This is a genomic window from Zobellia uliginosa (assembly GCF_900156625.1).
GTDB classification, from domain to species: Bacteria; Bacteroidota; Bacteroidia; order Flavobacteriales; family Flavobacteriaceae; genus Zobellia; species Zobellia uliginosa.
In genome coordinates, this window is record NZ_FTOB01000003.1 from 707382 (window position 1) to 726931 (window position 19550).

The 19550-nt window shown below is 41.8% G+C and carries 17 protein-coding genes; 2 read left to right on the forward strand and 15 right to left on the reverse strand.

Translation table 11 applies throughout. The annotated features are described in order from the left end of the window. Positions 1-227: 227 nt before the first annotated feature. Positions 228-1703: a glycoside hydrolase family protein gene (locus BW980_RS11565; RefSeq protein WP_076455364.1), complete on the forward strand. Its 1476-nt coding sequence runs from the start codon at positions 228-230 to the stop codon at positions 1701-1703. 83 nt (positions 1704-1786) lie between these two features. Here the strand turns inward: BW980_RS11565 and BW980_RS11570 are convergent, their stop codons facing one another. From BW980_RS11570 to BW980_RS11595, 6 genes are read right to left on the reverse strand one after another with little or no spacing between them, the layout of a single operon-like run. Next, complete coding sequence (locus tag BW980_RS11570) at positions 1787-2674, reverse strand: carbohydrate kinase family protein (RefSeq protein WP_076455365.1); 888 nt, start codon at positions 2672-2674, stop codon at positions 1787-1789. Continuing rightward, entirely contained in the window at positions 2675-4171 is a 1497-nt protein-coding gene (locus BW980_RS11575; protein ID WP_076455366.1) for a mannitol dehydrogenase family protein, read from the reverse strand. Positions 4172-4184: 13 nt separating this feature from the next. Continuing rightward, positions 4185-5153, reverse strand: a complete 969-nt coding sequence (locus BW980_RS11580; RefSeq protein ID WP_013995585.1) for an ABC transporter permease — start codon at positions 5151-5153, stop codon at positions 4185-4187. A 17-nt stretch (positions 5154-5170) separates the two neighbouring features. Then, a complete protein-coding gene (locus BW980_RS11585; RefSeq protein ID WP_076455586.1) occupies positions 5171-6688 on the reverse strand; it encodes a sugar ABC transporter ATP-binding protein in 1518 nt (505 codons plus the stop codon). Between the two features lie 18 nt (positions 6689-6706). After that, positions 6707-7768, reverse strand: a complete 1062-nt coding sequence (locus BW980_RS11590; RefSeq protein ID WP_076455367.1) for a substrate-binding domain-containing protein — start codon at positions 7766-7768, stop codon at positions 6707-6709. A 38-nt stretch (positions 7769-7806) separates the two neighbouring features. Beyond that, positions 7807-8682, reverse strand: a complete 876-nt coding sequence (locus BW980_RS11595; protein ID WP_139327664.1) for a hypothetical protein — start codon at positions 8680-8682, stop codon at positions 7807-7809. A gap of 268 nt (positions 8683-8950) precedes the next feature. Here BW980_RS11595 and BW980_RS11600 point away from each other — a divergent pair, with 268 nt between their 5' ends. Beyond that, a complete protein-coding gene (locus tag BW980_RS11600; protein WP_076455369.1) occupies positions 8951-9682 on the forward strand; it encodes an NUDIX hydrolase in 732 nt (243 codons plus the stop codon). 29 nt (positions 9683-9711) lie between these two features. Here the strand turns inward: BW980_RS11600 and BW980_RS11605 are convergent, their stop codons facing one another. The 9 genes from BW980_RS11605 to BW980_RS11645 all read right to left on the reverse strand — a co-directional run bounded on the left by BW980_RS11605 (position 9712) and on the right by BW980_RS11645 (position 19221). Further along, entirely contained in the window at positions 9712-10038 is a 327-nt protein-coding gene (locus BW980_RS11605; protein WP_076455370.1) for a TfoX/Sxy family protein, read from the reverse strand. A 10-nt stretch (positions 10039-10048) separates the two neighbouring features. Further along, on the reverse strand, positions 10049-11935 hold the full coding sequence (locus tag BW980_RS11610) for a monovalent cation:proton antiporter-2 (CPA2) family protein (RefSeq protein WP_076455371.1): 1887 nt from the start codon (positions 11933-11935) through the stop codon (positions 10049-10051). Beyond that, the gene (gene kefF / locus BW980_RS11615; protein WP_076455372.1) at positions 11932-12537 is read right to left on the reverse strand and encodes a glutathione-regulated potassium-efflux system oxidoreductase KefF; all 606 of its coding nucleotides are present in this window, start codon (positions 12535-12537) and stop codon (positions 11932-11934) included. The genes BW980_RS11610 and kefF overlap by 4 nt, the downstream gene beginning before the upstream one ends. 89 nt (positions 12538-12626) lie before the next feature. Then, positions 12627-13418, reverse strand: a complete 792-nt coding sequence (locus tag BW980_RS11620) for an SDR family NAD(P)-dependent oxidoreductase (RefSeq protein WP_076455373.1) — start codon at positions 13416-13418, stop codon at positions 12627-12629. Between the two features lie 195 nt (positions 13419-13613). After that, a complete protein-coding gene (locus BW980_RS11625; protein ID WP_076455374.1) occupies positions 13614-14576 on the reverse strand; it encodes a 2OG-Fe(II) oxygenase in 963 nt (320 codons plus the stop codon). Between the two features lie 200 nt (positions 14577-14776). Beyond that, a complete protein-coding gene (locus BW980_RS11630) occupies positions 14777-15760 on the reverse strand; it encodes a zinc-dependent alcohol dehydrogenase family protein (RefSeq protein ID WP_076455375.1) in 984 nt (327 codons plus the stop codon). Between the two features lie 39 nt (positions 15761-15799). Beyond that, a complete protein-coding gene (locus BW980_RS11635) occupies positions 15800-16645 on the reverse strand; it encodes an enoyl-CoA hydratase/isomerase family protein (RefSeq protein WP_076455376.1) in 846 nt (281 codons plus the stop codon). 125 nt (positions 16646-16770) lie between these two features. Beyond that, positions 16771-17634 (reverse strand): AraC family transcriptional regulator, encoded by an 864-nt coding sequence (locus BW980_RS11640; RefSeq protein WP_076455377.1) that lies wholly within the window; start codon positions 17632-17634, stop codon positions 16771-16773. 33 nt (positions 17635-17667) lie between these two features. Further along, positions 17668-19221 (reverse strand): DEAD/DEAH box helicase, encoded by a 1554-nt coding sequence (locus BW980_RS11645; protein WP_076455378.1) that lies wholly within the window; start codon positions 19219-19221, stop codon positions 17668-17670. Positions 19222-19550: the final 329 nt, after the last annotated feature.

A 19550-nucleotide genomic window follows, 5' to 3' on the forward strand; every position in this document is an offset into this window, starting at 1 on the left:
CTTACATTTTATTAACCTCTTAAATTTTTGGGGCTTGTGAATTCTAATATGTTTGTTATCAGAAGTTTATGAGAAAGAGGAGGAACGGTATAGGAGTGTTACTTGGAATTGACCCCTATCGGAAAGGGATGTTAAAGGTAAAATAATGCATAAGTGTATTAATTAACTTCTATATAAGTAAGAAAATACTCTATAGATTGCGGAATTATTAACCTTAAATTCTTACAATGAAATTACAATTTAAACCTGTTTATTTAGCGTTAATTGCCATTATGGCGATAGGATGCACCAAAGAAGTAACGGAAAACGAAACCTCCGAAATATCGGAAGTTCCTACTGAATTGAGGGCTGCTGCCTCTTCATTTTACACCCCACCGGGTCCGAATGTGCGCGCCCATAAAAAAAACTTGGTCACGGATTACGGTGTGAACCACCGTGATCAAAACGATGATAGCAGCAAACTAAACCTTGCCATCAAAGATTTATCCGATACCGGTGGTATATTGACCCTTCCTAAGGGGAAGTACTATTTGACCAAAATTAGAATGCGATCTAATGTCCATCTTGAAATAGAAAAGGGAACGGTAATCTATCCGAGCAAGGGATTGGCTTCCGCCAAAAACCACAGAATCTTTGATTTTGCCAGCAAAACGGGAGAGAAAATTGAAAACGCCAGCGTTAGTGGTAAAGGCGGTAAGTTTATAGTGGACTTAAGAGGAAACAGTTCTAAAAACCAGATTGTAGCCGATGTTGGTAACGTAACCAACTTTAAGCTATCAGATTTTACGATCAAGGATGAAAAAACCGTCTTTGCCTCGATATTGGTCAGCTTTACCGGTAAAGCAGGCAATGCTTGGCCCCATAAGGGCATTATTCAGAATATAAATCAGACAAATGCCCATACGGGATATGGACTCATACAGGCGTACGCGGCCGATAATATAATGTTTAACAACCTAAGTTGCACGGGAGGGGTGACCTTGCGTTTGGAAACCGATAACCTTGCTATGAAAACCGCTAAAAAAGGAGGGGTAAGGGATATTTTCGCCACAAAGATCAAGAATACCAATGGCTTGACCCCGGTAATGTTCTCTCCCCATTTTATGGAAAACGGTAAAGTGACCATAGATGACGTAACTGCCATCGGTTGTGCATATGCCGTACGTGTTGAGCACGGTTTTATAGAGATTTTTGATAAGGAAAACAGGGCAAGTGCCGACGCTTTCAAGAACTATATTGAAGGTATTCTAGGTGCCGGGTCGGTAGAAGTCGTTTATCGACGTAATAACGGGCGAACATGGGCCGCACGTATAGCGAACGAATTTAACGAAGCGGCGTACAACCACTCCAATCCTGCGGTTAGCGGTATCAAACCTGGGAAATTCGCCACTTCTAAGGTAAGCAATGTTAAGGTGACCTATAGGAGGACCGGTGCTAAACTTAAACAGGCATTTTTAGCCTATTTACCCTGCTCGGAACGTTCTAAGGTTTGTCGGCCAGGTCCAGGTGGTTTTGAGTATAATGGACCTTCCTTGGGAGTTACCATCGATAACACGAAAAGGGATAACAGCCTTGGCAATTATAACGTCAATGTGAGCACCTCCAGTGTTCAGGGTTTTCCTAATAACTACGTTTTAAACGTAAAGTATAATACCCCTAAAGTATGTAGCCAAAATCTAGGCGGTATTACTTCGTGTAACTGATTGCGTAAATAGGTGTAAAAAAAAAGCAGCTGTCCCTTACTACGGGCAGTTGCTTTTGTGTTTTTAAGAAGTTATGCCGTGATTTATTGGCGACTTTTGATAAAGGCTTGTATTTCTTTCGGGGTAAATATCGGATTGGCCCCTTCCCTACCGGCTACCATAGCTCCTATGGCACAGGCGAAATCTATGGTCTTTTGTGGGTCTTCCGCTTTTATTAAGCCATTGGTCAATGATGCCAAAAAAGAATCGCCGGCCCCTACGGTATCCACAACTTCTATGGGGTAGCCCTTATTCTCGTAAAAGTTATCCCCGTAGTACAAAATAGCTCCATGCGCCCCACGTGTTACACAGATAGATTTTGTATCGGTAAGTTCTGCTATAAAACTAATGTTCCCTTCCAAAGAATTTGATTTGGAGCCGAGTTCTTGACCGATTTCCAAAATCTCATCGTCGTTGAATTTAATAAAATCGGCCTCTTTCATCAAGTGGCCCAGAACTTCCATGTTATAATAGGGTGCCCTGAGGTTTACATCAAAAATCTTATACTTTGCTAATTTTAATAACTCGTAAAGTGTATGTTTAGATCCTTCGTCACGAGCTACTAAACTCCCATAAATAAAGGCATCGGCCTTTTGGGTCGCTTTTATCGCCCTGTCATCTATTTGGATATGGTCCCAAGCCCTGGGAAATGCAATGTCATAGGAAGCGGAACCGTTTTGGGACAAGGTTACCTGTACTATTCCGGTGTTCAATTCTCGATCTACTTGTAAGTTTTCGGTGTTGATCCCTTTTTCTATGATACTTTTCTCTATCTCCTTGCCTTTTTTGTCCTCACCTATCCTACTGATGATCGACACCTGGTTATCTAAGGAATGCAAGCGTAACGCTACGTTCAAGGGGGCTCCCCCTATTTTTTCGTGTGTGGGAAAAACATCCCATAAAACTTCGCCAAAACAGACTATATTTTTCATTTAATTGTTGTTCTCATGGTTATAGTTTATAGCGATCACACATTTTTCCACACCTTGGTCTATGATGTTTTTATAGGCCTGGGTGTATGCCACTACAAAGTTTGAATCATTTTTAAGTTTTCCGAATACCGATTCTATTTCCAAAAAGGCTTTCGGGTTTTCTATCGCGGCCGTGGCTTTTTCACTTAGCAAGGAAGCCATGGCGTCCTTGATATTCAAGGTATGGCCTTGTTCATCTTTCCCCAAGCTATAGATTGCCCAAGCCGCAATGACAAAGGCAGCGAGCTTTACGGGGCCGTTTTCCGCTAATTGGGCATTTACGGTAGGTAAAATAAATATAGGTATCTTGGCGGAACTTTCAGAGCAGATTCTATCGATTTGATCCTTTATATTGATATTTCCAAACCTTTCCAACAAGGATTGCTTGTAGTCATTTAAATCGATGCCTTCCAAATCGCCTAAAACGGGACTCACTTCGACATCCATATAGTGGTTTAAAAAGCTTCTTACGTTCGGGTTGTTCACCGCTTCATCTATGGTGTCATACCCTAGTAGCGCACCTAGAATGCCCAGTACGGAATGCCCGGCGTTCAGAAGGCTCAGTTTCATTTTTTCGTAAGGTTCGACATTGCTTACAAATTGCGCCCCTACGGTTTCCCATGCCGGCCTTCCCTCAATAAAATTATCTTCTATGACCCATTGTTTAAAAGGTTCACATACTACGGGCCAGGCATCTTCAACACCGGTAGTTTCCCTTAAGTTTATAATATCGGCTTTTGAGGTCGCCGGGGTTATTCTGTCGACCATGGCATTTGGAAAAGACACATGGCTTTCTATCCATGCCACCAAATCAGGTGCTGCGATGGAAACATAACTGAGTAACATTCTTTTGGACATATGGCCATTTCCCTGAATGTTGTCACAAGATTGAATGGTGCATCCTTTGAGACCTCTATCCTTTCTAAGCTTTAAAGCTTGGGTGAGGTAACCAAAAATGGTCTTAGGCTTGTTGGGATGTTTTAGGTCGTGCTGGATCAAGGGGTTGTCAAAGTCGAAGTCCTTCGTGGCCTCGTTATAGTTATACCCCCCTTCGGTAATGGTCAAGGTGATAATTTTTACATCGGCACTAGCCATTTTTTCAATAACCTTTAAGGGGGCTTCCGGAGCGAACAAATATTCAACGATGGAGCCGATGACCTGTGGGGTGTGGGTGCCGTCCAGTTCCTTGACGATCAGGGTATACAAGCCGTCCTGTTCTTTTAGGGTATTGTAGATCTTAGCGTCGAAATCCAAAAGGGCTATGCCGCATATCCCCCAATCCGTGACGGATTCGTCATGTAGTAGTTGATCGGTATAAAAAGCTTCATGCGCCCGGTGAAACCCACCGATACCCACGTGTACGATGCCCGTTTTAAGCTTAGATCGGTTGTATTGTGGAATTGAAACGCTTTCTGAAATGTGGGAAAGATTACTACTGTTTAATTTATAATTTTTCATGGAAGGTCTTTGTTTATTTATTCTCAAATCGTTGAAGCAATACGGCGAAAATGATAATCCCTCCTTTTACGACTTGCTGTGGATATGAAGGCACGTTTAAAAGATTTAGGATGTTACTGATCAAGCCTAAGATCAATACCCCCATCAAGGTATTGATGGCCGTACCCCTACCGCCATTTAAACTGGCGCCGCCAATTACTACGGCCGCAATGGCATCCAGTTCCCAGGCCATGCCCATATTGGGTGAGCCTAGATTGGTTCTCGAAGCTACTATGATGGCCGAAATGGCCGCCAAGGCCCCGGAAATGGCATAGACCAAAAATTTGTACTTATTTACCTTGATTCCCGAGAGTCGCGAGGCTTCCTCGTTGCTTCCTATGGCAATGACGATTCTTCCAAAAACATTGTGACGGAGCATGACCATGGCCAAAATCACGATTATAAAGAACACGATGGCAATATTGGGTATGCCCAAAAAGGAATTATTGGCAAAATCCGACATAAACAAACCGCCATAGGTCTTGAAAGTTACGGGAGAGCCTTTAGAGTAAATAAAGCCCATTCCCCGTGCTACGGTCATTAAAGCCAAGGTTGCGATAAAGGGCGCCATTTTTTGATAAGCCACCAAATAGCCGGAAACACTGCCCAGGCCAAATCCGATGGCTATGGTAATAAGAATGGCCAAGGGCAGGGCGAAAATATTAACGAGAATGGCAAACGTCACCGCCAATAGGGCCACCATGGAACCTACGGACAAATCTATTCCGCCGGTCAAGATGACGATCAACATGCCGATACTTATAATGCCGATACCCGATACCTGCTTTAAAAGGTTACTTAGGTTCACCGAGGTAAAGAACACATCTGAAATAATCGCGGAAAACAGCACCAACAACAAGAAGATGAATATGGTGTTGTATTTTATTAAGAACTTAAGCACACCGCCCGGGCTGCTCAGTTGTTGTTTTAAAGTTAAAGCCATCGTTTAAGTTTTTTGAGTTAATTTTTTAGTGGTTTTCCAATTGCGTAACGAAGTATGTTTTCTTCGGAAAATTTCTCTTTGGGCAGTTCCCCATAGATCGTTCCTTTGTACATCACCAAAATTCTATCGGCAATACCCATTATTTCGGGCATATCCGATGAGATGACCACAACGCCGACGCCTCTTTTGGCCACTTCGTTGATCAGGTTGTAGATTTCTACTTTCGCACCAACATCGACGCCTCGGGTAGGCTCATCTATGATGATAACCTTGCTGTCTATACTCAGCCACTTGGCCAAGGCCACTTTTTGTTGGTTTCCCCCACTTAGGTTTTCGACCGGTACCCCAGAATTAGGCGTTTTGATGTTGAGTTTTTCTATTAACTCCTGAACCTTGGCGTATTCTTTTTCGACATTGATAAAGCCGAACCGGTTTGAAATGGACTTAAAATTGGTCACACTGATGTTCTTTCGGATGGAAAGCGGTAAGAACACGCCCTCTTCCTTTCTGTCTTCACAGACTAGGCCTATTTCTTGTTTGACCGCATCGGCAGGGGATTTGGTTTGAATTTCCTTTCCGTTCAAAAAGATGCTTCCGGATTTCTTTTTGTCCGCTCCGAAGATCAATTTTGCGGTTTCTGTCCTTCCGCTTCCCCCTAGTCCTGCAATACCTAGTACTTCTCCAGGCTTTACGGAAAAGGAAACATTGTGTACTAGGGTGTTTTTCGCCGTCAAACCCTTGACCTCAAAAATGGCTTCGTCCCCTACCCTTATGTCCCTTGGCGGGAACATATCTTTTAATTCCCTACCGATCATCAATCGAATTACGGCATCGGCATCGGTTTCGGAAACGGGCATACTTCCCGTATCTACACCATCCTTAAGCACGGTTACGGTGTCGGCTATTTTAAAAATCTCTTCAAGGTGATGCGAAATGTAAATGATGGAAATGCCCCGCTCCCTAAGCTTGAACAAATTGTCAAAGAGCTTTTGGGTGTCGGTGGGATCAAATACCGTGGTGGGCTCATCTAAAACCAAAACCTTGGTGTCTTCTGAAATTGCCTTGGCGATCTCTACCACTTGTTTTTGTACAATACTCAAGTTTCTTACCGTGGCCGAGGCATCGATATCAAAACCTAAGGAGTTAATCAATTCTTGGGCATCCTTGGTTATTTCCTTCCAGTTCATCCAAAATTTACTGGCCCCCAGCTTATGCAGGTATATGTTTTCCGCAACGGAGAGGTCGTTGATCAACGATAGTTCTTGATAGACCACGCTAATACCCATGACCCGGCCTTCATGGGTGTTTTTAGGATGTATTTCCTCGCCATTGAGCAATACGCGACCGGTATCCCTTTGGTGTACCCCGCTTAATATTTTCATCAAAGTGGATTTCCCCGCTCCGTTTTCGCCAAGTAAGGCATGGATTTCACCATGCTTTACCCTTAAATTCACGTCCTTCAGCACTGAAACGATTCCGAAACTTTTGGATATTCCGGTCATTTCAAGTCTATACTCGCTTTGTGTATTTTGCATATCGGCCATTATAAGGGGTTAAAACAACGCATCTGGATTGTAATACTGTGCAGCGTTTTCTTTGGTGATAAGCAAAGGGGCGGTAAACGATGTTTTAGAAAAGTCACGCTTACCGTTCATGTATTGGATCGCATAAGTGACGGCGTTTTTTCCTATTTGAACAGGACTGTTCATAGCGGTACAGCCATAGAAGTCGGTATCCATGATGTACTTAATGGCCTCTTTTTGTCCGTCGGCACCGGCAACAATTAGGATGTCATCTGTTTTTCCTGCCTGGGCAATGGCTTTTATAGCACCGAGTACACAAACATCTGACTCGGTAATAACCACATTGATGTCTGGGTGGGCCACCAAAATATCTTCCATGGCCTTTAGCCCTCCTGCATAAGACCATTCCGTATACATTTGGGTTTTAACGTTTAAATCGATGTAGCCCAAACTTCTTAGCTGTTCTTCGGCTATACCTTGTAAGAGTCCTTGTTTTCGCGTTCTTCCTACCGGATTTCCGGCGTTGCCGCTAAGTAGGGCAATGTTCATTTTTTTACTCCCGAATTTTTTGGCCAACCACTCTCCCGCTAGGGCACCGTTCGCCAAATTATTGGACTGGATCGTGGTCACATATTCGGCGGAAGGGTCGATTGAGCTATCTATTATAAAAACGGGGATGCCGGCGGCCTTCGCCAATTTGGTGACCCCTACCAAGGCATCGGGGTCTTTAGGGTTCAAGAGCAAGGCGTCTACCCCCTTTGTAATCAAATCTTCCACGGCCGATACCTGTTTGCTGATATCGTCTTGCCCGTCGGCGGACAAAAAGGTCATTCCGTTTTTTTCCGTGGTTTCTTGAATGCTCTTTAAGAGGGCCTGATAGTAAGGCGCATTTAAAGTAGGACTGCAATAGCCAATGGTTTTTCCCGAAAGATCGATGGCACTTTCTATCAGTCCATCTTCGTTCAATTCACCCTTTGGGGTGTTATCGGACTTTTCAATGGGTTCGGCGCAAGCCAGGGCATTGAGTAAAATGCTAGATGCCACAAATAACCTTAGCAGGTGTTTTATGGGCAGATGTTTGTTGAGTTTCATTTGGATTTAAGTTTTCGTTGCGTAAAGTTTTCTGATAGCTATAGGGTCATAATGTCTAATTGTAAAACGGTTAGTTCCTTTTCAGGATTCCACATGGCCATTACTTCAATGGGCAGCGCATACGTACCAAAGGCAAGTGTTCTAGTAAAGGTAGCCCCTACGTTTATGATATTGCCCGAATTTGTAGTGTAAAATGTCTTGTTGGTAAGGAAGGACCATGCCCCACCGGCAAAAAGGGATAAAGAGGAATTTTTGTTTTCCCACACCTTACCGCTAACTTCAAAATAGTGGGTCCACGAATTTTTTAGGGTTCCTTCGTTCTGCAGTTCGTAATCTCCGGAGCCCCCGTTGATAATGGTCGCAAAATAGAATAAGGCGTCCGGAATCGGATGGTACCCCAAGCTTAGGTCTACGAAATTGTAACCTTGGGTTTTGCCATACCCCCAATAGTGCGGGTCATCGCCCCTCTCCTCTACTTCCGTATAGTTGTTGTGCGATACCGCTTTAACAAAAAACGAATCGGAAAAGCGATACTTTGAATAAATCGAAGCCTCCTTGTAATAGGCGGGCACATTTTCTTCCGTATCGGTATGGATTACATCGACCGTTGAAAAACTGGCCCCTCCCCATAAACCGAAAGTAAATTTTGTGTTTTCGGAGTTGTACTCGATGTGGCTCGCCAGTACGGCACCCGGATGAACCACGGAGCCATGCCAGGTATGCATATTTTTTAAATGCGCCCCGATATGGAAGGGTTTGTATTCGACTTCCCTTATTTCTTCCTGTGCGGAAGTTGTATTCAGCACTCCAAAAACAAAACAGCTATACAAACATAAATCCTGAAAACAGCCTCTTTGTTTTTTAGAAGGTAGATCCGTGCGATACTTCTGTATGGGGTTTTTGGTTTTTTTCAAGATCACAGTTTTTAAATGCTCTGAAATAAACAAACGTCATTTGTACGTTTAATTTTTCAAATGTAAATAAATAGATTTATAACATCCTAATGTTTTGTCAAAAAAAACTTGTAAAACATTGTTATTTCAGCGTGTTAGGAGGTTTTTTTATGCGTATTTGGAAAAACGAATAGATGTTGTTTTATAACGTATGAAGTACGTTTATGCTTAATTTTCTTATATTCACCCCAAATATTGTAAATACCTATTTTCGTAATTGGACATACTTATGGAACCCGAAAAAATATTGAATATATCCGTTGATTGTGTGGTTTTCGGATATGATATAAACACCAAATCCTTAAATGTTTTATTGATCAAACGATTTTTGGAACGGAACGAAGAGGTTTTGGTAAACGATTATGTGCTGACGGGCTATCACGTGTATCAAAATGAAACCCTTGATGAAACGGCAACTAGGGTTTTAAAGGAATTGACTGGTTTGACCGACCAGTACAAAAAGCAGTTTAAGGCCTTTGGAAACCCAGATCGATTAACGAACGAGAAAGACCTTGTCTGGATTCAGAATGAAGGATTCCATTCAAGAACCATTACCATTGCGTATTACTTTTTGTTGAAAACGGACGATGTTGACCTAAAGAACAATAAATACCAGGCCAAGTGGTTTCCTGTCAACGATTTGCCCCAACTCGGATTTGATCACGAAAAAATCATATTGGAGGCTTACGAAGACCTTAAGACAAAATGCCTGTCGGAGCCTATTATATTTAAGCTCCTCCCCGATAAGTTTACCATTAACGAGGTTCAGGACCTCTACCAATCGATATTGGGGATAGAAATCGATAATAGAAATTTCAGAAGGAAGCTAATTAAGAAAAAATACATCATAGCCCTAGACGAAAAGCAGGTTGGGGTTTCTAAAAGACCTGCCCAACTGTACATGTTCAGCCTAGATCTGTACGAAAAGATGTTCAAGAAGAATTACCTGATAAATATTTAATTCCAGTACCTATATCCTTTTTGGGAATTTCAGAGTTTTTGAACCTGTATCTGGTATGATTCTTTGGCCCAAGACACAAAATCGTTTGCATTTTCGAAGATCGAACCGGGTACGGTGTAGTACGAGGGTAATGGGGTGTTGGTTTTAAATATGGTAATGGGAGCTTCTCCCGCCGCTATATATTTTGACTGGTTGCTAGGGGCTACTTTAAGGGCCACGGTATTGTTATAGACCAGGCCGAACATGAGGCCTTCGTAAAATAAGCCCACACCACCGAACATTCTTTTGGTGTAGACGCCTTCCCATTGGGCCAATTGGTCTAAAACATAGGCTAAGAAGCCTTCGGTTACCTTCATGTGAAAAAAATTATGTATCTGGGTTTTCCAGGGCGACCCTGATCTGTTCACTATCCCAGTGGCTATCGAACTCGACAATCCCACGTTTAAAGTCCTGTTCCAATAATTTTTCTTGTTGTTCGAGTTCTTTCCGCGCCTTGAAAATATAATTATCGTCGCCTATTTGACCTTCTTTGGCCAGACGCCTCAGGCTATCTTCGTCATATTTGATAAAGTTCTGGGCTTGGCGTTGTAAGGTGTATTTTCTAAAGCCCATTTGACTAAGGACCTCACTTGCCAATTTTAGGGAAGTTTCAAGCGACTCCCTATAAATATGATCTATTTCCATATTTAGAAACTCGTAGGCTACGTATCTGTTTTTAGCGCGGACCATGATTTTTACCTGTGGATATTTGTCCTTTACCGTCTTGGCCAATTGTTTGATGACATCGGGGTTGTCCATGGCACAAATTAGAATATTGGCCTCGGCTATACCGGCAGATTCAAGTAGGTCGGTTCTAGTGGCATCGCCGTAATAGACCTCAAAACCCATTTTACGCAAAAAATCGACACGATTGGAGTCGTGGTCCAAGATAGTGGCCTCTACGCCATGGGTACGCAGAAATCGACCCACAGTGCTTCCAAAATGTCCGAACCCTACTAAAATTACTTTTTGCGATTTGGCAATGTGGTCCATAGGCCTTTTGATGGATTCCTTGGTGCCCAAACGCGGTAACAGCAGACGTTCGTTTACCATACCAATGATCGGGGTAAAGGTCATGGTCAATGCCGTAACCACCAACATCATATCCATTTGGTCCTGTTCCAAAATGTTCAATTGAAATGCGAAGGATAGCAGAACAAAGGCGAACTCTCCTATTTGAGCGAGTCCGAAAGTCAACAGTAATTTCTGGTTCAATTTTAATTTGAATACCGAGCCCGTAATAAAGAGCACCAATGCTTTTAGCACTATAACGGCGAGTAAAATGCCCCCAACGGTCAATGGGCTGTTCGCAATCACGATAAAATTAATGGAAGCGCCTACGGCCATAAAGAACAGTCCTAAGAGCAGGTTTTTAAAAGGTTCGAGGGTGCTTTCCAATTCGTGTTTGAATTCACTGTTCGACAAGACTACTCCACCAAGGAAGGCCCCTAGGGCAGGACTCAAGCCGACCAGTTCCATTAAAAAGGAAATACCGAAGACGATAAGCAGGGCGGCGGCAATCAATAATTCCCTAACACCTGTCTTGGCTACTTTTCGCAACATAGGTACTATAAGGTACTTTCCCGCCACCACAATGACTACTACCGATACCAAAATCGCGAGGGTCTGTAGGCCCAGAGGGAGGTTTTGAAGCAGATTGGCGTGTTCATTACCGTGTTCAATCGCGGGTTCATCCGTATTGGCCAACAAGGGTAAGGCCCCGAGCATGAAAATCACGATAATATCCTGGAACAACAATATGGAAAATGAAGATTGTCCGAAATTGGTATTCAGCAGGCCTTTTTCCTTTATGGTCTGTAGGGCAATGGCGGTGGAGGACAAGGCCGTGGCCATTGCCAATGTCAAGGCCACGGTTTTATCGAATCCAAATAGAATAAAAAGAAAATAAGAAAGCAGCATGGTGGCCGCTACCTGAAGCCCTCCCATACCGACTATGGTTTTTCGCATTTTCCAGAAATTCTTGGGTTCAATTTCCAGACCGATCAAGAACAACATCATCACTACGCCAAATTCGGCAAAGTGAAGAATGTCATCGCCTTCGTTCCCAATAAATCCCAATACATAGGGACCGATCAATACCCCGGCCAACAAATAGCCTAATACCGAACTAAGTCCCAGTCGTTTGGCGATAGAAACACAAATAATAGCGCCCAATAAAAAGACTATGGCTTCAAAAAGAATACTTCCTGTCATATCTTATCTGTTGTTTGTAATTGGGGAATATCGTTTATAAAGGAAAAGCCTCGAACATCGGTCCGCTTTAGATTTTGTTGCAATACATCCAATAAGCTATCGTATTGCTCGGCATAGGTGTGTAACTCTTCAATTTCTATTTTATGTGTGCCCATAACGGCAAAAGGTGGAAGATACTGCATACCGCACAAATTAGCCGTTTGTTCAAAAGGTCGCAAGAACTCGGTTACCGAATAACTGTTGCTTCCTTGTGAGCAGTAAAGTTCCCTGCTGCCTCCGGTAGTAATAACGTTCAAGCATTTTTTAGACTGTAGGGCCGTGCCATTTGGCCCGTAGGCCCATCCGAATTCCAAGACCACATCTATCCATTGCTTCATTAAAGGTGGGCAACTGTACCAATAAAATGGGTGATGGAAGATAATTATATCGTGTGCACTCATCAGCGCTTTTTCGGCCTCTACATCTATATTAAAGTCGGGGTAGCGTTCATATAAGTCGTGAAACGTTACCCCCTCTTTATCTTTAATCTTATCGACTAAAATGGCATTCGCCCTAGATTTTTCAAACTTAGGGTGAGAAAATAAAACCAATATATTTTTCATATTGCGAATTTAGTCGAAAGTACCATGCAATTAAAAGTTGTCATTTTTTTTTACACAAAAAATACATTCTATTTTAGGTGTAAACGATTCTATTTTAGTACTATCGAGCTACTTAATTCAATTAATTTTTCAATTTTTTTTGCATCATATGCATCGGGGTGTGCTTGTGCATAACTGCCTTTGTCATTATCGAAATAGGACTTGGTCTTAGCCCTGTCCGTCATCGCCAGATCGTATAGGATATTGACACCTTTTTCTGCGGGCGACCAGTGTTGTCCGTAGGCTTCGTTCGCCATTTTGGTATTTAGCAAAGAACCTGGATTCACCGCTACCACAAGAATATTTGGCTCTTTTTGGGCTAAATCAAAACTCCACATGGTCAATGCCAACTTGCTCTGGGCATAGGCTTCATTGGTTCCTAGGTTATCTCGACCCTGCAAGGCTTCCAAGGAAACGGAAGTTTGGGCGGCGGAACTCAGGTTTACAATTCTAGGTGCATCTGCTTTTTTTAATAATGGCAAAACTGCATTGGTGAATTGATACGGGGCTAAATAATTAACGACTAATCGAACATCTACTCCGTTTTCAGCGGTATCCGTATGAGTTTTTAATAGACCTGCATTGTTCACTAAAACATCGATTTTCGGCATTTGTTCGGTGACTTTCGATGCCATTTTTTTTACATCGGCTAAATCTGAAAAATCCGCTAGAAAACCCATGATATTTTCATTGCCCGATTCCTCTTTTATTTCAGTTAAAACGGCATTTAATTTTGCTTCGCTTCTACCATGAACGGCTACAAAATGTCCTTCCTTTGCCAAACGCAAGGCTAGTAATTTTCCTATACCATCTGTACTTCCTGTTATTAAAATATGTTTCATTGTATTTTTTTTTATGTTGATGAAAACTGGCAACACCAATATTGCCAGTTTTTTAATTTTATTGGCACCACCAAGGGTATAATACTCCGAGGCTTGCCTCGAATTTAATAGTTTGTTTCCTTTGAATTCCTTATGGGCTTGACCTGAGGTGTTTTACTTTTTGTCTTAAATAAATAATAAGCTACGCTTACTGTTTTAAAACGGCGCAACGGTATCTTTAGGACCATCAGGCAAGCTCCAGCGTTGGCGAGGCGTAACACTTTCAAAAGCATCATTTTTGATGGTGTCACCGCTACTATTTCCGTAACTACTTGTATTACCACGTGGTATTTGCATACGGTCTCCGTATAACCAAACCACTAAGTTACTACGTTGTCCGCTTGTAATTGGGTGTGTTGCGTGGGGTACATTGCCTCTGTGAATTATGGCCTTTCCTGGTTCAAAAATAGCTTGTACCGTTTTTCCTGAAGCTTTATCATAAAAATCAACCTCAGATCCTGTAAACTTTTCATCTGGTAAGTTGATGTTGATATTTAAGGTAGCTGCCGAGGCATCCGTATGGGCATGCAAATCCTTGTCTTTATCTGGATTGTACTGGATTGAGAAACCAAAAGTCTGATTGTCATAACCATAAGTTCCTAATAACAAACGAGCTATCGGACGCATATAACGATCCATGATGTCATTATAAAAAGCCTGAAAGTTAGGTGCTGCAAGGTGCCCTTCCGAACGTGGATCTAACATCATTCCGTAACGGTTTAACTGTATACCGTAAGGCGCACGTTTTGGTACTCTTGAATTTGCAACAGCTTCTAAATAGTTGCGAAAATCCGTTAAGCGATCCAAATCAAAAAACTGGGCGGAGTATACACCAGGAATTATTTCTTCCCATAAATCGGCAACGGCGGATTCTTTTTCCGGGTTTTCCCATGCCTCGTTGACCGCTTGTCGCAAACGGGGATCAAGAAGCGTTTCATTAAGAATTGGTAAATTATCCTTGTTTTCCATTTCCCATTCAACCCATGCTTCTTCGAGTAAATTTCGGTTACTGTTCCAGAATTGTGAGACAGAGGCTTCACGTATTAAGGAAGCTTCACGGGAAGGTAAAGTAAGTGCACGGGCTTGTGCGAGTGCATTTTTATCTGTTGTTGTTTTCATTGTTTATTTTTTTAGCTTGATACTTGTATTGTACTTGTTATTAAAACAAAATTAAGTGCAGACACCGCTTGACCTTTGGTAACAAAAAAGGTAGTTTCAGTAAAAAACAAGGCCGATCGACTGGATATGAAGAATACCGCAAAAGAGGTATTCAACACTACCGACCAATAGTAAGGGTGCATTGCAAATCCCTATTGTTTTCAGTTTTCCACTACTATTTTACCAATAGCTTTGCCACTTTGTAAATGTGCGTAAGCCTCACCCACTTGTTCCAATGAAAATCGGTTTTCATCGACTATCGGGGTTAAATGTCCCTCGTTGGAAATTTCGGCCAAACGTTGTAAAACATCCCCGTGTACGTCCCTTTTAAAGTTGTGCAACATGGGGATCAGCATAAACACTACGTGCAATGTTGCCCCTTTAAAGTGAAGCGGCGTTAAATCTAGCTCACATAAGGAAACCGTAGTGGAAATATGTCCGTTTAGGGCAACCGCCTCAATGGAATTGGTAAGGTTTGCGCCACCGACCGTATCAAAAACCACATCAAAACCACCATCGGTGTATTTAGCCGTATAATCCGTTACTTTTTCCGTAGTAAAATCAATAAAGGTCGCTCCAAATTTTTCAACGATCGCTTTTTGCCTGTCTCCGGTACCTGTCGCATATACTTCCGCTCCAAAATATTTGGCCAATTGCATGGCCAAGTGACCGACACCGCCGGAACCACCGTGAACCAATACTTTCTGACCGGCCTTTACCCCTGCCCTTGTCAATCCTTCGTAAGCGGTAATCGCTACCAAGGGCAAGGCTGCCGTTTCACGCATACTCAGTCTTTTTGGTTTGTGACCGATTAAATTGCTATCGGCAAGAATATATTCGGTCAAGCTTCCTGGTAAATCGGCCAATCCACCTGCGCAACCATAGACTTCATCACCTACTTTAAAACCTTCGACCCCATCGCCGACGGCGGCTACGGTTCCTGCAAAATCCATTCCCAATAAAGCGGGTATAGCGGGAGACAATGGCAAATCGGAGCCCATGTTCTTAATCATCGTGTCTATCGTATTTACACTAGATGCCGCTATCTTTACCAATACGTGGTTGGCCTTTACTTCCGGTTTATCAATTTCCGAAACCTCGAATTTTGCATTTTCTCCATAATTGTTCAATAACATTGCTTTCATATCAATCTCTATTTTTATTTAATTGTTATTCTTGTTCTATTAATTTACTTCTTGAATATCCATCACCATTTGTTCCCAGTTCTTTTGGTTGTTATGGTCAAACTGAGCGCCATTTTCATCGGCATAGGTGAATCTTTTTATTGCAGGCGTTTTGCTTGTTGTTTGAAACAATTGGTAGGCTTCCTCTTTTAAAGCCTCTTTGATCGGTAAGTCTATGGATGCATAAACCGCACGTTTGCTAGCTGCAATAGAATCTGCCGGAAATTTAGAAATGCGTTCAGCCAAGGCATCTACATAAGGTCCTATTTCATCTGCATTCAATGCCTTGTTAATGGTTCCGAATTTTTCAGCTTCGTCCGCATCCCAATCTTTGGCACCTAAAATAATTTCCAGTGCTTTGCCTAAACCGGTTTGTCTAGCCATACGGGAGGCGCCACCACCACAGGGTAAAATGCCCATGCCTACTTCCATTTGCATAAACTTGGTTTTTCCCCTCGCAGCAAAACGCATGTCCAATGCCAATGCCATTTCGTGTCCGCCACCACGTGCAAAACCTTCAATTTTTGCGATGGTTGCTTGCGGAACCTTGCTCAATCTTTCTAAAACAGACTGTAGGTCCAAAAGCTGTACTTCCTTTCTTGGTACGGCTTCTGTAGACATGTCCCTAAGCAAGTTGGTATCGTAATGACACACCCAATATCCTGGATTTGAAGATTCAAAAACGACTACTTTTATGCTTCTATCACGTTCTAAGCGTAAGCAAAGACTGCTTAAGTCTGCCAGCATTTCTTGCCCTTGTACGTTTACAGGACCATAGTTTATGCTCACTGTTAAAATTCCGTCTTTTTGTTCTGCCGTAAATGTTTGAAAATTCTTGTAGTCCATCATCTTGGGTTTTAGGTTATCTAGTGTTCTGTTATAATTACAGGACAAAGTTACCTAGGTACCCAAGCTTTATTTTGGTAGAAAAACCAGAGGTATTGGTAAAAAATAAGGTTTTTGGTAATAACTTAGGCTAGATGGGCTTTAAATGCACTCAAACTGATGCCTTTGTAGGTTTTAAAGATTTTGTTTAAATGGCTAGAATCTGTAAAACCAAGATCGATAGCAATTTCCGAATCTTGTGCATCGGTGTACTTTAATCGGGTCTCTACCAATTTTAATTTGTAGTTGATGATGTACTTTTTTAAGGATACATCCGTATGTTTTTTAAAGTATTCGCTGATGTAATTGTCGGCCATGTGAAATTCTTCGGCCAAGCTCTTGGTAGTGAGTAATTCGGAATGGTAAATATTAGTGTGAATGTAGTTGATGATTTGCTGAATCTTGGATGATTTTACTGCTTTTACGGTCTCCGAAGTATTGATAAACTGAATGTTTCGAGCAATAAGATGCAGTATGACGGACAAGGAATTTTGAATGATAAAATTATCGAAGGTCTGCTCTCTCATATATTCAATGGCAACCATATTGATTAAGGATACCAAGTGCGACCTGTCCGATTCGGTTTCGAACTGCATTTCACGCAGTTCGTGACTTTCGCTATTGAGGATTTCCTCGATTTTTCGAAACCAATTGTTAACGGGCAGTGTTTCGTTCCGAGTAGATGTATTTCTAAAGAAGCTTTTTAAAAACTTAACAGCAATAGTAGTAGTGGCGGTTTCAGGGGTAACGATATAAATATCGTCAGGTATAAAAACAAATACACTATTGGCGGTGTAGGGCACGGTTTTACCATTGATTTTTATAGTTCCCGTTCCCTTTTCAAAATATAGGATTTCAAAAAAACGAATGGTCGTGTATTTGCAAAATTCAAAGAAAGTCTGTTCTTCGTATTTTGCAATTACAATATTTTCAATGATAGTACGTGCCATAATCGATTCTTTTCAGTGCATTGTAAAGCGCGACTAATCTTCCGGCGGATGACCGTGAATTTGTTCAAATACGGTATCAAAATGTTCTCGAAGATAGGCATTAAGCTTTTTCTGATAATCTAGTTTTAGCCAACTTATAAAATTATAGGTACTTTTACTGATACACTTGCCATAGACTTGTATCCTATTGTCAATATCTTCTTTCAGTAACTTTGCCAACGCAAGGGCATCATACACATCTTCACTGTTTTCTATGCAAATATAGGCATGTTGTTCAATGGATTTTTCCAATACCACTTTAGACGATTCCCCGCTAAAGGTTGCTTCCTTGTATATAGCTTTAATATCCAGATAAGTATCCTTAGATTTAGAGAACTCAGACCGAATGTCCTCGGCCAACTCATGCTTAAAGGTACTTTCGATATCTTCATCGTCTTTAATACGGTCTATGTAGAAATTCGGGGATTTGAAAATCGCCTCCCAATCTAAGTCCGCTCCCCAAGGACCAAAACGATAGATGTTATTGCCAAGATCGATAACGGTAAATTTAGATTTGTTGTTCAAGACCCGTGATCCCCTACCGATCATTTGGTAGTACAAGGTCAAGGACTTTGTGGCCCGGTTCAGGATGATGGTATCTATGGTGGGTTCATCAAAACCGGTGGTCAGGATACTTACCGAGGTGAGTATGGCGTCCGGAGTTTCATGAAACCACTTTAAAATATGTTTTCGTTGTTTTTTTGTAGCGGTATTGTCTAAATGCATAATGGGCAAGCCTGCACTGTTAAAGGTGTGGTACACCTGGATAGACGTTTCTATACCGTTGTTGAATATCAGTGTTTTTTTGCCCTTGGAATGTGTCGTATAAGCTTCCAGTAACTTATTTAACATGGACGGACTGGTATACAGGTCCGAAGAAGATTTAACCGTATAATCCCCATTGGAACCTACCTCCAAAGAAGTTAGCCCCATATCATACTGGTAGGTTTCGGCTCTGGCCAGAAAATCATTTTTTATTAAATTCTCTATGGATTCCCCAGGAATCAACTCATCGTAGTTGCGGTTCATGGGTAAGTCCTTATTGGAACTTAAGGGGGTGGCGGTAACTCCAAGAATAAAGGAGTTTTCGAAAAACTTGAACAGTTTTGTAAAGGAATTGTAATGGGCCTCATCTATAATGACCAAACCAACGTCGGAGATATCCAATATACCATCATTAAGCCTGTTGTTCAGTGTTTCTACCATGGCCACATAGCAACTGTAGCGTTCATGGTCATCTAAATTAGCTTTGCTATCGACTACTTTATTGACCACCCCAAAACTGGTAAGCATTTTAGAAGTCTGGTTGCAGAGCTCTACTCGGTGTGTCATGACCAAGACCTTTTTCGAATGGTTTTTAAGGTATTGCCGGACTATTTCAGAAAAAATTACGGTCTTTCCGCCACCAGTCGGTAATTGGTATAATAAGTGGTAGTCATCTCTTTCATTGTCGAACTTTTCAAATATTTGATTAATGGCCCCTTGCTGGTAGCTGTAAAGTTCTTTGTCCGTTTTCTTTTCTTGTAGTTCAAATTGAGTCTCTGGCATGTTATCTTTTTCTGTAATCTGCAAAGGTAATACCTTCAATAAGTTATTACTAATGTATTGAAAGGCTTTCCGGAATAATTCCTCTCGATTTTTTACAAATGATATCCATTGCGGGATATTTATCGTAGCACATTCAAGGACTTACCCACAAAAATATGCGTTTCCTCGGTAGTGGGATACTTGCACTGGATGATCTTACTTAAAACAGAAGAAACCACAACATATTGTGGCCTCTTCCTTATACTGAACCGATAACAACCGAATAAATGCTATTTACCAATATTTCTAAATAATCCTTTGTTTTTGTTTTCAGTGGGAAGCTGTTTACA